Raw genomic sequence first — 11,981 nt, 5'->3', positions numbered from 1 at the left:
TTTGTATAGCTTCAAGTAACGAAAAAAAGTCCCCACGGTTGGGGACTTTTTTTCGTTACTTATATTTACATTTCTTTTTAAGCCAATATAATATCCTGCTAAATATCCATCGACCTTACAATTTGGGTTATTTTAGGAATTACCTCGAGTAAGTGCTTTTTTGTCAGTTGTTCAGCCAAATCTCCATCTCGTTCAGAAACTGCCTTCAAAATTTCTTTATGTTCATTAAGAGACTTTTGGGTTGTCTCTTTATCCTGATAGTAAATTGGATACCTTGCCGCTAGACTAGTTATATCTTTAATCATTTTAATGAGCATTTGATTATTACAATGTCTATATAAGGAATTATGAAAGGTTTCGTTTATATGAAAATACCCTTCAAAATTTTCCTCCTCACAAATTCCGATTGACTCATCTATGATCAGTTCCAGCTCTTTAATATGAGCATTTGAGATGTGTTCGACAGCGAGTCTTGTTGCTAATGATTCCAGATTGGCGCGAATTTCAAAGATTTGCCTTACTTCATCTTCCGTTAAGCTAGTCACAGTTGGCCCGGCATGGGGATGCAATTTAACATACCCTTTTTGAGCAAGCCTCTGAATAACCTCACGTACTGGAATTTCACTCACATTAAATTCTTTAGCAATTTGTGAAATGACTAATCTTGAACCAGGGCGAAAGACTCCCTTAACAATTTTCTCATGTAATTGTATATATACTTTATCGGTCTTTGTCATAGACATTGTCTTTGCCCTCTCGTTCTATAATAAATACTCATTTTAAATAGTAGAAAAATATCTATTTTCACAACTATTATACAAAAATTTTTTAAAAAGGAATATAGATGAAAATCGATATTTTCGAATAATTATGAACAAACAATGACAACTTATTTACTTAATTTATAATGCCGCGGCGAGTTCGTAGGAAAGTGAAAAAAGTCCAAAAGACAGCAGCAGTTGTAAAACCACTTTGCCTCTTGGACTTTTTTTACATGTTAGATAGCCCAATCACCATTCCTGAAGATTGGCACGACTGTACCGTCTTGTTTGATGCCGTCTATATTCATTTGGTTAGAGCCAATCATGAAATCCACATGAACAGTTGATGTATTCATCCCGTTTTGCTGCAGCTCTTCCTGGCTCATTTTTGTTCCTCCTTCAATCGTCGTCGGGTAAGCCGAGCCGATTGCCAAGTGGTTCGAAGCATTTTCGTCAAATAGTGTATTAAAGAAAATAATCCCAGATTGAGAAATCGGTGACGGATCTGGCACAAGAGCGACTTCACCTAGGCCTGTTCCGCCTTCGTTGTCGAATACCAGCTTCTTGATGGTATCTCCACCTTTTTCAGCAGTGATCTCGACAATTTTCCCGTCTTTAAAATGGACTTCAATTCCTTCAATTAACGTCCCCGCATAGCTTAATGGTTTAGAACTGCGAACTACCCCGTCCATGCGTCGAGTATCAGGAGCCGTGAAAACTTCCTCGGTTGGCATGTTTGCGATAAATTCTTCTCCTTTTGGATTTTGGCTTCCCGCACATGCCCAAATATGGTTTTTCGGCAGGCCGAGTGTTAAATCTGTGCCAGGTGCAGTATAGTGGAGTGCATCAAATTGGATTTCATTTAATTTGTCTGCTTTTTCATTCAAAATATCTTTATGCTTGTCCCAGGCAGCAATCGGATCTTCCTCGTATACACGGCAGGTTTTAAAAATTTGATCCCAAAGGGCATCCACCTGTTCTTCAGGAGTTTCCAAATTAGGGAATACCTTTGCCGCCCATCCTGCTCCGGCAGCAGCAGCCACTGTCCATTTTAAATCATCGTTCTGGGTCGCCTTGCGTTGGGCATGGAAAGCCTTACCAGCAACCTTTTGATACTCCGCTACTTTAACCGGGTCAACTTCATTTAACAAGCCCGGATCGCTTGAAAGAATAGAAAGACGGCTGACACGATGGTTTAATACGTGGTCTTCAGATTCCTGAATTTCATAGTCAGGAATGTTGGTCAATACTTCCACCGGTTGATGCAAGTAATGTTCTTTTGTAATTTCGTCATCGGACCATTTGATAATTACCTTTTCAGCCCCCAGGGCATAAGCCTCTTTCGTGATGTGGCGGGCTAAAGGTGCTTGATCGACGTTAATGGTCATTTTCACCCAATCACCTGGTTGAACATTGATCCCTTTCGCCACTAAAAGCTTTGCATACTTATGTAAGTTCTCTTCAAAATTAGGCAGCACCATATATTTACCTCCCGGAATTTTTTGTCACGATATTATAGTAGCATAATTGGGAGAAAAAGATGCAACAGGGGACTGTGCAGCTGTTGTCAGGCCGGCATTTTATGATTTTTGCATATCAGGTTTTTATTTTTTTTAATATATCTGCAAACTAACAAAAAACTGAGGTTGAATTTATAAGCAGATTTTTTCAATGTTACATAATAACGTGTTACAATATAATTATGTAACATGGATCAAGGAGCGTTTAGCATGGAATATGTTGAAGCTTTAAGGGATGTAAAGCAAATCAATGCAATTAAGAAATATTTAAAAAAGCATTCCGAACGTGATTATCTTCTATTTGTGTTTGGCATTAATACTGGGTTGAAAATTACCGAAATGCTGGAAATAAGGGTGGCCAATGTTTTAGAAAACGAGCACACGGCAAAGAATTTTTATCAGTACTTACACCACGATATTAACAAGGAGGTTTACCTTAACCAAAAGGTCAAAAAAGCCCTCCTCCATTATGTCCAAATCAACCAGCTGTCCACGGAAGACTATTTATTCAAATCCAACAAAACACAAAAGCCTATCACTCGCCAACAAGCCTATCGAATCATTCATCAGGCAGCTGAAGCCATTGGCATTACGGGGAAAATCGGGACCAATTCAATGAGGAAAACATATGGATATCATGCGTATAAACGCGGGGTTGCCATCTCCCTATTGCAAAAACATTTCAATCATTCAACCCCATCTGAAACTCTAAAATATCTTGGCATCTCTAAAGAGGAAAAAATTAACACTGAAATTGATGTAAACCTATAAAGGTTAAACCCGCTTAATCCATGTAGCTAATTTTTAGAGGAGGTATCGGAAATGAACATTCGCGAAATCGAACTACCGGGAATCGGGAAAAAATTTGAGGCCATCACCAAAAACAAGGATAAAATTGTGGTGATTATTCATGATGACGGCAGAAGGGATATTTATTATTTTGATCAAGATGATTACGAGGAGGCAATCGCCAGCACATCCTTTGATGATGCCGAAGCCCGGCAGATAGCTGCCATCATCGGCGGAATGACGTATGCACCGAAGGCATTGGAAACCATTGAAATGGCATTTGATGAATTGGTTATAGAATGGTTTAAAGTGCAAGACGGGTCAGAAGCAGTTGACCAAACTATCGGACAGCTCAATATCCGTCAATCCTATGAAGTTAATATCGTCGCTATCATAAAACAAAAGAATCACAAAGAAATTCATACCCCTGGACCTGAAACACTTTTAGCGGAAGGTGATACTGTGATCGTATCCGGACAGAGAAAGCAAGTAAAAATGTTCGTAAAAGAAGTTCTCACAAGAAGGGACGGGTGATATCAGATGAATAACACTTTACTTTTTGAAGTCGGGACAGCACTGGTCTTGGTCGCCTTAACCGCCCTTTTGGCAAACAAATTAAAATTCTCCCTCATTCCATTTCTCATCCTTTTAGGGATGGCACTTGGCCCCCATGCCCCTGAGATTGGTATATTTGATTTAACATTTATTGAAAGCGCGGAAATCATCGAGTTCTTCGGGCGCATTGGTGTTTTATTTTTATTGTTTTATTTAGGAATTGAGTTCTCTGTCGGAAAATTAATACGTTCGGGGCGATCAATTGTTGTCGGCGGTACGATTTATGTAGCGATGAATTTCTTCCTTGGCCTGATTTTTGGATTTGCTACAGGATTTCCGATAATGGAAACGTTAATTATTGCAGGACTCCTAAGCGTTTCCTCCACTGCGATAGTGGCTAAAGTGGTGGTTGATTTAAAAAGAACAGCCAATTCCGAAACAGAATTGATTCTTGGTATCATTCTTTTTGACGATATTTTCCTGGCGTTATTCCTCTCCATCATGTCGGGACTCTTGTTAGGCGGATCTACTACTATATTAGGCACCGTCATCTCGGTTCTCATTTCTCTTGGTTACATGCTGCTGTTTTTCGTTATTGCTCGTAAAGGGTCTCCTATTCTTAACAAACTGTTAGATATTAAATCCAATGAAATTTTTATCCTCGTCATCTTTGCGTTGCTGTTTTTTGTAGCAGGCTTTTCTGAAAAACTCCATGTTGCTGAAGCGATTGGCGCATTATTATTAGGTTTAGCCCTTTCAGAAACAAAACATCGGGAACGAATCGAACATTTGGTTATTCCCTTTAGAGACTTTTTCGGCGCCATCTTTTTCTTCAGTTTCGGTTTAAGCATTGACCCATTTAGCTTAGGCGGCGCCATATGGCTTGCTTTAGGTGCCGTGGTTCTCACAATCATTAGCAACTTTGTAGCTGGGATGATTTCCGGGAGAAAAGCTGGTTTATCACACAAAGCTTCCTCCAATATCGGATTGACAATCGTTTCAAGAGGTGAGTTTTCGATCATTGTTGCTAATTTGGGGCTTGCCGGAGGGTTGATGCCAATTCTTAAACCTTTTACCGCCGTATACGTATTAATTTTGGCGATCCTCGGGCCGTTGCTGGCGAAGGAATCTAAGAAAATATACAAATTTTTGAACAAGATATTTAAATGGGAGAACAAGGCAAAGAAACGACTAACCCCTGTCCCGCAAAAATCAGTAGAGAATCAAAACAACACCTTTTAAAGGAGGACTCGTAAAAGTGGGCATTGAGTTAGCAATTACATTGTTAACATATGTCTTATTGGTTGTCATGGCTTATCTTGTCTTTGTCTTATCTAGTGAGAAGGAAGAACGCGGCTCTCTCATTATTAACCAGGCATATAATTATGCGTTTGCCATATTATCCTTCGGCCTTCTTGTCGTCATTGCCCTAGTCAAACTGCCAAATGTCACATTGGATAGTCAAACAACGACCTACTTAATTTTAGCAAGTAAATTTATTTCGGTAATTACGCTTGGAGCAAGTGTTTTTGTACTAAATAGACAATACAAAAGGTGATGTTTACCTGGTTAAATAGGTATCTTTGGTGTAGATGGGATTTCTACTTTGATATTGTAGACTCATGGGGACAGGTTCGCTTTTGATTCAGTGGGGCTTGTCCTCATGACACAATAATGAGGACAGTTACGCTTTTGATTCGGTGCGATTTGTCCTCATGACTCGTTTATGTGGACAGATTCGCCTTTGATTCGGTACGATTTGTCCTCATGACATGCTTATGTGAGGACAGGTTCGCTTTTGATTCGGTGCGATTTGTCCCCATGACTCGTTTATGTGGACAGGTTTGCTTTAGATTCAGTGGGGCTTGTCCTCATGAACACGCTTATGAGGACAGTTTCGCTTTTGATTCGGTGCGATTTGTCCTCATGACTCGTTTATGTGGACAGGTTTGCTTTAGATTCAGTGGGGCTTGTCCTCATGAACACGCTTATGAGGACAATTTCGCTTTAATTTCGGTGCGATTTGTCCTCATGGCACGCTTATGAGGACAGGTTCTATATTATATAGATTCAGTGCGATTTGTCCTCATGACATGCTTATGAGGACAGTTTCGCCTTTGATTCGGTGCGATTTGTCCTCATGACTCGTTTATAAGGACAGGTTTGCTTTAGATTCAGTGGGACTTGTCCTCATGAACACGCTTATGAGGACACTTTTGCTCTTGGTTCGGTGCGATTTGTCCTCATGACATGCTTATGAGGACACTTTCGCTTTTGATTCGGTGGAATTTGTCCTCATGACTCGTTTATGAGGATAGTTTCGCATTAGTTTCAGTGGGGCCTGTCCTCATGAACACGCTTATGAGGACAATTTCGCTATTGGTCCGGTGACTTTTATCCTCATGACTCGCTTATGGGAACAGTTTCAATCTAAATTTTAGTGAGCCTAGTCTAGTATTTCACTACTATCACCCTTTTTTCCCCCACCAAAATAAAAATCTGCCCCAATCAAACTCCAGAGGCAGATTTTTAATCTTAAAGATCATTTATAACAATATAAGTGGCTTTCACAGGTCCATGCACCCCAACCACAAGGTTCAGCTCAATATCCGCCGAGTTGCTTGGTCCAGTGATAAAATTGATGCATGATGCAACGCGGCCGGTTTTATCATGGATTTCCCGTATTTTTTGAGCGGCCTGCGTCATTCTTGGGACTAACGAGCTTTTTGGAATGAGGACTACCGAAGCAGCAGGTAAAAAGCTTACTGTCCTTCCCTTATTCTTGTCACTAAATAAGACAGCTGTACCGGATTCGGCAAGTGTGACTTCACTAATTGTGATGCCAATATTGGCGGTTTCTGCTACTGAAATGTTCTCTTCTCCACTTGCAAAATCCCATTCATAGACATCAATATTCTGTGATGGCCATTCTGACTTCATAAGGGAATTTAGACCCCATAGTGCAAACCGCTCATCCTTCCAAGTAACAATTGGACCTCCGCCATAATCAACCACCACTCCATTAAGAGTTGAGGCCAGATTTATAAGATCAGTTGTATAAATGGTTGTATGAATTCTTTTACACTGTTCTGTTAACACTTCCAGTAATTCATCCTGTGAGGCGCCTTGTAACACCTCATCCTGCGGACGGAATTTCCATCGAGGGCGTTCAACTGTTGTGGCGATTCTTGAACGTCCCAGCTGCCCAGCAATTTTATTTAAGAATGCATCGCGATTTTGGATTGTACCAGTCATCGTTCTATTTACCCCCTTTCTCGCGATTTTTAAACCAATCTCTGAATCTCTCTTTATTCGGTGCAGGGAATTCGCGAATCTCTGTCCAGGCCTTCAATGGACCTGGTCCCTTCGAAATCTTATCCCCAACCGTAAATGGATTCATCGCTGTTGGTGCAATTTTCGAGCCAATTTTATATAAAGTGGGTGACGCTGCTCCTAAACCGAAAGCCTTCATGGCCAGCTTTTCCGAAATAGGTGCTTTGCCTTCCCTTTCCACAATAACTTCACGATGTTTATGAAGCAGGTTATGCAGCGGAATTTTCACAGGACACACTTCTGTACAGGCCCCGCAAAGTGTCGATGCGTAAGGCAGTTCTTTGTATTCGTCATAACCGCCAAGCAATGGAGACAACACAGCCCCTATTGGTCCGGAATAAATAGAACCATATGAATGTCCGCCGACATGACGATAAACTGGGCAGACATTCACACAGGCGGCACAGCGAATACATTGCAGGACGGATTGGAATTCCCCGCCCAGGATGTTGGAACGACCGTTATCTACAATTACTAAATGGAATTCTTCCGGTCCATCCACATCCATTTCCTCACGAGGTCCAGTCAACACAGTAATGTAACTAGTTAGTTTCTGCCCGACCGCACTCCTTGTTAATAAAGAAACGAGCACTTCCATTTCCTCGAAGGTTGGAACAATACGTTCCATCCCCATAACGGTAATTTGGGTTTTTGGCAATGCCGTAACCAAATCTGCATTTCCTTCGTTCGTTACTAGAGTAATAGAACCTGATTCAGCAACAGCAAAATTACAGCCCGTTATGCCAATATCCGCAGACAGGTATTCCTGGCGCAGCATTTGCCGTGCGTGTCTAGCCAATTCCACTGGTTCAGAGGATTTATTATATCCAAGTTTTTTTGCAAAAACTTCACGGATTTCCTCTCTATTTTTATGTAAAGCAGGCGCAACGATATGGGAAGGGGGATCGTGATCATCCACTTGGAGAATGTATTCGCCAAGGTCTGTTTCAATTACCTCGCAACCTTCTTCCTCCAACGCCTGATTTAAGCTGATTTCTTCCGTAACCATCGATTTCGATTTCACAATCTTTTTAGCGTTTTTCCGTTTAGCAACACCTCGAATATATTCAACGGCTTCTTCCTTCGTCTGGGCAAAGAAAACATGCCCGCCCCGTTTTGCGACGTTTTCACTTAATTGCTCCAAATAATAATCCAGATGCTCAAGGACATGCTGGCGAATTTCTTCACCGTGTGAACGCCACTCTTCCCAGTTCCCCAGCTCCTCGGCCGCAAGTAGTCTTTTCATGCCCATTCCATCCTGGGCACTGGAAACCGCACCGCGCATAAAGTCATTATGGATTCCCTTATCTACACGATCTTTAAATTGCTCATTGCCAATTTTCATAGCCATTCAAAAATCCCCCCATTTCTATCATTCTTGCAACAACCTTTAACGGCTATTCAGTACCTCAGCAATATGCAGAACCTTCACTGGTTTTCCTTTTCTATCAATACGGCCGCCAATGTTCATGAGGCAGCCGGCATCTGCGCCAATCAAATAATCCGCACCAGTTTCTTCGACGTGGCACACTTTTTCATCGACCATTTGCTCAGAGATCTGTGCCATTTTTACAGAAAAAGTCCCGCCAAAGCCACAGCATTGTTCCTTGCCAGGCAATTCTGTAATTTTAAGACCTTTGACATTTTTTAATAGAGTCATAGGAGCTTCCTTTACTCCTAGCAATCTCGTCATATGGCAGGAGGTATGATAGGTGGCATTCCCTTCAAATCTTGCCCCGACATCCTCGACCTTCAAAACATCGACAATGAATTGAGTAATTTCATAGGTTTTCTCCGCCAATTTCCTAGCTTTCTGTTCCCAAACTGGGTCGCCTTTAAAAATATGAGGATATTCTTTAAACATAAACGCGCAAGAACCGGAGGGCGATACGACATATTCAGCATCCTCAAACGCTTCGATCATTCGTTTCATGGCTTCCTTCGATTCTTTTACATACCCGCTATTATATGACGGCTGTCCGCAACAGACTTGTGATTCTGGAAATTCTATTTCGCAGCCAAGCCGCTCGAGCAGTTCAACCGAAGATTTCCCTACATTACCCTGAAACATATCAACCAAGCAGGTTGCAAATAGACTCACTCTCATTGTAGTATGCCATCCCCTTTGTCCGAAAATTTGTTATGATTCGGATTTGTTTTTATTTTTATTCTATTATAATATATTTCTGTTTATTTTTTGAATTTTAAAAAAGATAATTTATTAGCTTATGCAAAAAAAGCCGCCTCTATCATACTGAGACAGCTTTGATCCTATTATTTTTCAATCAATTTTTGTAAGACATAAAAATAAAGATTCGGTTGGCTGCTTTTCTTTAAAGCTGTCACAATCCAGCCTTTATTCAAGTAATGGTTGAAAACCTCCCGCGTCCGCATCCTCCACTCTAAGGCGAGAGACATCCGCTGGGATTTAATTTCCTGGATATTCCCCGGAACCGGAACGTATAAAAGCTTTTCGTCATTTCCGTAATTACGGTGGACGGACTCCGGCACAGGTAATCCCTGCTCGTCAACGGTAACAGTAATCAACAATGGAACCTCGCCATTTTCGATCACGCCAAGAACCGAATCCGCCCTTTCTTCCGTAATTCGCCACTCCACCAGAAACCGGTCAGACGGCATTCCGGCATTAAGCACGTCGGGCATATCCCCATAGCAATTTTCAATATATTTCCTACAAACCCCGCCCAACTTGCTTAAATTCAAATATCCGTTTACGGTTTCAAGTGGATCATATGTCCACTCAATATGCTTGTAGCCTTTTTCTAACGCGACTTCCCGCTGCTTTCGTTTTAATTTTTCGCCAATCCCGATTCTTCTATAATCAGGATGAATCCCCATACTATGTGAGCATAAATAGACCTTTGAGCCGTTAAATCCCGGAAAGCTATATTGGAAACCAATTAGTTTTTCATCTAGGAAGGCTCCTATGACAAGCCCGCCGTTTTTTACAACTGCAACATAATGGTTGACAGGGACGGGATCATCATCTGCCCAAACAATCCGTTCAAGGTTGGTGACCAAAGCCAGTTCCTCGGGTGCAGTTATTGTTCGTAAAGAAATCGTTTCTGTTATTTCTTTCAAAAATCCCCCTGCTTTCTATTATTTATTTGTATATCAATCAGTTAATTTTGAGTATACCAAAAAGGCTGAGCACATGTCTCAGCCTTTTTTCATTTCTATTAGCAGGATATGGGAGGTTTCATTTGAATGAATCTGGATATCCTCTTCAACAACTTCAAGAGCATCTCTTGTATTTAAGGTAAGGGCATTTATGGTAGAGTTTCCTTCGATTTGCACCAAATAGGCTTGTCTTCCTTCAATTACTGGAAAACTGATTTCTTTGCCTGCTTCAAGTTCCAATGAATAGATGTTTGCATCCTGGTTTATTTTGATTGGGGCGTCCCCTTCCTTACTTGAAACCATATGAAGCCACTGGTTGTGCCGGTCTTCCCAATTAAATCGGTAATCACCATAATTCGGCTCATACCCCACCCTATCTGGGAGAATCCAGATTTGCAAAAATCGTAATGTCTCGGAGCCAAGATTATGCTCGCTATGGAAGACACCTGTCCCCGCACTCATATATTGGACATGGCCCCGCGTAACCGTATTTTTGTTTCCCATACTGTCTCCATGTGTAAGATCTCCATTTACCACATAAGAAACAATCTCCATTTCTTTATGCGGGTGAAGATTAAATCCAGTACCGGGTGCAACCAAATCGTCATTGATGACTCTCAATTGCCCGAAATGGATATTTTTCGGATTATAGTACTCTGCAAATGAGAAATGGAAAATACTATTTAGCCAGCCCAAATTACTTCTTCCCATGTTTTCGTTATCTACTTTTCTGAGCATGTCATTGGCCTCCTTCATTGCCTCTAAAAAACCTCAATTTAAATCATTTTGAATTCGAGATAATTCTAGTATATTAAATTTAGTTTGTCAAATGAGGAAAAAATCCCTGCAAGAATTATTTTGTTAGCTATAAAGGCATTCTTAATTTGTATGAAACTAAATATATATTGTCTTATAACCTTGGTAAAAGGGGTGTGAAAAGGTGTGAAAAAAATTGCTGTTGCCATTATTCACGGAATAGGCAGACAGGATAGCGGATTTGCAACCAACATGATTGAAATGCTTAAAAAGAGCTTTGCAAAGAAAATCGGCAGATTGTCAGCGGACCCTTCTTCCCAGTTGGTTTTTCAACCTATTCAATGGTCCGAGGTATTAGAAGACAGAGAGGAAGAACTTTTTAAGAAAATCGTTTTAAACCAGAAATTGGATTATCAAAAACTTCGTCATTTTCTTATTCATTATATGGGCGATGTTATCGCCTATCAGCCCGTGGAGTCCGCAAAGCATAATTATGAAAGAGTCCATGAAAAAATTGCCGAAAATCTTCATGAGCTTGCAAACAATGCCGGCGGGAGTGCCCCATTATGCGTGATTTCCCATAGTTTAGGGTCGGTCATCACGAGTAATTACTTCTATGATTTGCAGTATCAGGAAAATGCTGGAACTATATCCTCAAATCAATTTTCCCCCTTAGAAAACGGGGATACTATTACACTTTTTTATACTTTAGGTACGACCCTGCCATTGTGGAGCCTGCGCTATTATAATTTTGACCGTCCCATCAAAATCCCTTCTCCAAACTTAAAAGAATTTTACCCTGGGTTGGAAGGTGAGTGGATCAATTTTTATGACAAAGATGATATTCTCGGTTATCCATTAAAGCCTATCAATGACATATATAAGAACGCAGTAACAGAGGATAGGCAAGTGAACGTTGGCAATATTTTAACAAGCTGGAACCCGCTTTGTCACACAAGTTATTTTAAAGATAAGGATGTAATCGAGGGAATTGCAGATGGATTGGTTCGGACGTGGAGGCAGATAAATAATCGGTAGTTTGCTGTGATTCGCACTAACAAAAACACTGTTTTTATTCTTTGTCAGTATTTCAAAATAACCGGAGCTTCATGTTTTTCGGGGGTTG

Annotated in this window: 12 protein-coding genes; 5 read left to right on the top strand and 7 right to left on the bottom strand. The window is 40.8% G+C overall.

The window, feature by feature from the left end:
* Positions 1 to 98: 98 nt before the first annotated feature.
* Positions 99 to 743: a GntR family transcriptional regulator gene (locus ACZ5AE_RS11450; protein WP_464572356.1), complete on the bottom strand. Its 645-nt coding sequence runs from the start codon at positions 741 to 743 to the stop codon at positions 99 to 101.
* A gap of 254 nt (positions 744 to 997) precedes the next feature.
* Positions 998 to 2,242, bottom strand: a complete 1,245-nt coding sequence (locus ACZ5AE_RS11445) for an aminopeptidase (RefSeq protein WP_464572354.1) — start codon at positions 2,240 to 2,242, stop codon at positions 998 to 1,000.
* Positions 2,243 to 2,491: 249 nt separating this feature from the next.
* Between ACZ5AE_RS11445 and ACZ5AE_RS11440 the strand changes: the two genes are divergently transcribed.
* From ACZ5AE_RS11440 to ACZ5AE_RS11425, 4 genes are read left to right on the top strand one after another with little or no spacing between them, the layout of a single operon-like run.
* Positions 2,492 to 3,052 (top strand): tyrosine-type recombinase/integrase, encoded by a 561-nt coding sequence (locus tag ACZ5AE_RS11440; RefSeq protein WP_464572352.1) that lies wholly within the window; start codon positions 2,492 to 2,494, stop codon positions 3,050 to 3,052.
* A 51-nt stretch (positions 3,053 to 3,103) separates the two neighbouring features.
* On the top strand, positions 3,104 to 3,604 hold the full coding sequence (locus ACZ5AE_RS11435; protein WP_464572350.1) for a cation:proton antiporter regulatory subunit: 501 nt from the start codon (positions 3,104 to 3,106) through the stop codon (positions 3,602 to 3,604).
* 6 nt (positions 3,605 to 3,610) lie between these two features.
* Positions 3,611 to 4,867, top strand: a complete 1,257-nt coding sequence (locus tag ACZ5AE_RS11430) for a cation:proton antiporter (protein WP_464572348.1) — start codon at positions 3,611 to 3,613, stop codon at positions 4,865 to 4,867.
* A gap of 16 nt (positions 4,868 to 4,883) precedes the next feature.
* Entirely contained in the window at positions 4,884 to 5,183 is a 300-nt protein-coding gene (locus ACZ5AE_RS11425; RefSeq protein WP_464572346.1) for a hypothetical protein, read from the top strand.
* 977 nt (positions 5,184 to 6,160) lie between these two features.
* Here the strand turns inward: ACZ5AE_RS11425 and ACZ5AE_RS11420 are convergent.
* The 5 genes from ACZ5AE_RS11420 to ACZ5AE_RS11400 form a co-directional block, all read right to left on the bottom strand.
* Entirely contained in the window at positions 6,161 to 6,880 is a 720-nt protein-coding gene (locus ACZ5AE_RS11420; protein ID WP_464572344.1) for a LutC/YkgG family protein, read from the bottom strand.
* 4 nt (positions 6,881 to 6,884) lie between these two features.
* Positions 6,885 to 8,309 carry a LutB/LldF family L-lactate oxidation iron-sulfur protein gene (locus ACZ5AE_RS11415; RefSeq protein WP_464572342.1) on the bottom strand — a complete coding sequence of 475 codons (1,425 nt, stop codon included), beginning with the start codon at positions 8,307 to 8,309 and terminating at the stop codon, positions 6,885 to 6,887.
* Positions 8,310 to 8,348: 39 nt separating this feature from the next.
* The gene (locus ACZ5AE_RS11410) at positions 8,349 to 9,065 is read right to left on the bottom strand and encodes a (Fe-S)-binding protein (RefSeq protein ID WP_464572340.1); all 717 of its coding nucleotides are present in this window, start codon (positions 9,063 to 9,065) and stop codon (positions 8,349 to 8,351) included.
* 167 nt (positions 9,066 to 9,232) lie between these two features.
* Positions 9,233 to 10,060: a GNAT family N-acetyltransferase gene (locus tag ACZ5AE_RS11405; RefSeq protein ID WP_464572338.1), complete on the bottom strand. Its 828-nt coding sequence runs from the start codon at positions 10,058 to 10,060 to the stop codon at positions 9,233 to 9,235.
* Between the two features lie 78 nt (positions 10,061 to 10,138).
* On the bottom strand, positions 10,139 to 10,837 hold the full coding sequence (locus tag ACZ5AE_RS11400) for a pirin family protein (RefSeq protein WP_464572336.1): 699 nt from the start codon (positions 10,835 to 10,837) through the stop codon (positions 10,139 to 10,141).
* A gap of 204 nt (positions 10,838 to 11,041) precedes the next feature.
* Here ACZ5AE_RS11400 and ACZ5AE_RS11395 point away from each other — a divergent pair, with 204 nt between their 5' ends.
* Complete coding sequence (locus ACZ5AE_RS11395; RefSeq protein WP_464572334.1) at positions 11,042 to 11,893, top strand: chemotaxis protein; 852 nt, start codon at positions 11,042 to 11,044, stop codon at positions 11,891 to 11,893.
* Positions 11,894 to 11,981: the final 88 nt, after the last annotated feature.

This window comes from Neobacillus sp. S1227 (genome assembly GCF_055385255.1).
The sequence above is the reverse complement of the archived record's forward strand: the minus strand, read 5'-3'. Positions and strand labels throughout refer to the sequence as shown.

Bases quoted from the DNA above. Each gene is read 5' to 3' on its own strand.
- ACZ5AE_RS11450 (WP_464572356.1), bottom strand. From the start codon at position 743: ATGTCTATGACAAAGACCGATAAAGTATATATACAATTACATGAGAAA.
- ACZ5AE_RS11445 (WP_464572354.1), bottom strand. From the start codon at position 2,242: ATGGTGCTGCCTAATTTTGAAGAGAACTTACATAAGTATGCAAAGCTT.
- ACZ5AE_RS11440 (WP_464572352.1), top strand. From the start codon at position 2,492: ATGGAATATGTTGAAGCTTTAAGGGATGTAAAGCAAATCAATGCAATT.
- ACZ5AE_RS11435 (WP_464572350.1), top strand. From the start codon at position 3,104: ATGAACATTCGCGAAATCGAACTACCGGGAATCGGGAAAAAATTTGAG.
- ACZ5AE_RS11430 (WP_464572348.1), top strand. From the start codon at position 3,611: ATGAATAACACTTTACTTTTTGAAGTCGGGACAGCACTGGTCTTGGTC.
- ACZ5AE_RS11420 (WP_464572344.1), bottom strand. From the start codon at position 6,880: ATGACTGGTACAATCCAAAATCGCGATGCATTCTTAAATAAAATTGCT.
- ACZ5AE_RS11415 (WP_464572342.1), bottom strand. From the start codon at position 8,309: ATGGCTATGAAAATTGGCAATGAGCAATTTAAAGATCGTGTAGATAAG.
- ACZ5AE_RS11410 (WP_464572340.1), bottom strand. From the start codon at position 9,065: ATGAGAGTGAGTCTATTTGCAACCTGCTTGGTTGATATGTTTCAGGGT.
- ACZ5AE_RS11400 (WP_464572336.1), bottom strand. From the start codon at position 10,837: ATGCTCAGAAAAGTAGATAACGAAAACATGGGAAGAAGTAATTTGGGC.